Below are 1800 nucleotides of genomic sequence, written 5' to 3' on the forward strand. Positions count from 1 at the left end.
CTGAGGCGTGGGACTCCGGAGCCTCGCAGTGGACCGCGGCGCGACGCGAGGCGTACGCCAACGACCTCGCCCCCGAACGGTCGTTGGTCGCGGTCACCGCGAAAACCAACAGGAGCAAGGCCGACCAGGACCCGGCCCAGTGGCTGCCGCCGCTGGCCGATGCGCGCTGTACGTACGCCGCCGACTGGGTCAGCACCAAGCTGCGCTGGTCGCTGACCGTGGACCGCACCGAGCGCGACGCGCTGCGCCGCCTGGCCACGGGGTGCGGCCACACCCGCATCGAGTACCAGCACGTCTAGGGACGGCCCCGCGCCTCGCCTCTGCCCCAGCGGCCGAGACGGGGCGTTCCGCTGTTTGCCCAGTCGGTGAATCGCTAGACCGCAGTGCAAGGCTCGTTGGGCGCTGGCGGGCGGGATGTCTTCGCGCTCTACCCCCGCGTTTCGAATTGGTCGACGCCAAAACATCGAGGGCTAAGCCGGTTTCGGAGCCTATGCACGCTGCGAGGAATGGAGCACTGCTGTTCTACACAAAGCGTTGCCTCATGGCTCAAGTGCCACGTCGTGGCGAAGCCATCAGGGATCGCTCGATTAATAGGGGGATCTCCGCTTAAATCGGACTTTGATGGCGCGAGATGGAAGGTTAATTTGGTGTTTTGCCCGGCGTCTAAATGATCTTGACTGCGCGTTTACTCGCTTTGTGACGGGTGCCATACAAGTTGCCCTTTTTAGCGGCAAGGGTGGGTGTATCCCCAGTCATGGGGACGGAAGTGATTGAAAGGTTTAAGTGTCTATGCGTATCGGCCTGCGTTCGGCCCTGGCCACCACTGTGGTTGCCGCCGCGATCGTGTCCTCCACGGCTGCCGCCACGGCTGCCACCTCACCCAAGCAGGACATCGCCAAGCGTGGTCAGGTGACGAAGTTCGCGGCCACCTCCACGTTCGACCTCAAGCTGCCCAAGGGTGACCACGCAGCCCTTACCGACCCCGGCGTCCGGTTCCTTAACGCCGACGGGAAGACGGTTGGTGGTATGACGCGTCTCGACATCAAGGACAAGGCCGGGCACATCCACAAGGTCACGTGGACCCTCAAGGGCAACAAGCTCACGCAGAAGGTCGCTGATGTGCAGGGCTCCACGATTGAAGGCACTGCGGTCCGTCCGACTACTCCGGGGCAGATGACTGCAAACTTCGACTGGAAGTGCTTCACGGACGGTGCAACAGCCATCGCGAGCGGAGTTGGTGTTGCTGGTAGCGTTATAGGGGCTCCGGAAACCGGCGGGGCGACACTGGCGGCCTCCGGTCCTCTCATTGCGGGGGCCACGGCGGCAGCCAATGGCGTCCATGACCACTGCTTTTAAGGACTGCTGTTAATGCTCCTCGGACGGATACTCGCCGTCATCGCACTTGTTATTGCGCTCGCCGCGACGGCTATCGCTGTATGGTACGGCGATGCGAGGATCATCGGCGTCGCTGTTGTCGCGGTACTCGGCTTGGCCAGTAGCGTGGTCCTGCTCTGGCGAGCCCGTCGATAGGAACTACGCCCCAGTAGCTACGCCGACATGCTGATATCCCGTCCTGGGCATTTGCTGCACTCTGAGGGTGCGGCGTGTCGGCGCAGCTCCGGGGCGCTTCCGCTCACTCGGGAGCAGCGGGTAACCAGACGGAGTGTCACTAGCCTGTGGTGACGCAGGGCACATTCCCGGTCCTTCGAGTGCCAGCTCGCATAGGAGCGGCCCGCTTCAGCGTTGTTACCCAGCTCGTCTGGCGGTGGCCTTCTTCCCCGCGGTCTTCTTGGCCGTCTT

2 protein-coding genes are annotated in these 1800 nt (G+C 63.4%); both read left to right on the top strand.

The window, feature by feature from the left end; genetic code table 11:
- Positions 1-299 (top strand): GmrSD restriction endonuclease domain-containing protein (locus ACZ53K_RS42640; RefSeq protein WP_468848527.1); only part of this gene is annotated, 299 nt, incomplete at its 5' end.
- Positions 300-789: 490 nt separating this feature from the next.
- The gene (locus ACZ53K_RS42645; protein ID WP_468848529.1) at positions 790-1356 is read left to right on the top strand and encodes a hypothetical protein; all 567 of its coding nucleotides are present in this window, start codon (positions 790-792) and stop codon (positions 1354-1356) included.
- Positions 1357-1800 lie beyond the last annotated feature (444 nt).

This window comes from Streptomyces sp. NPDC033221 (genome assembly GCF_055577005.1).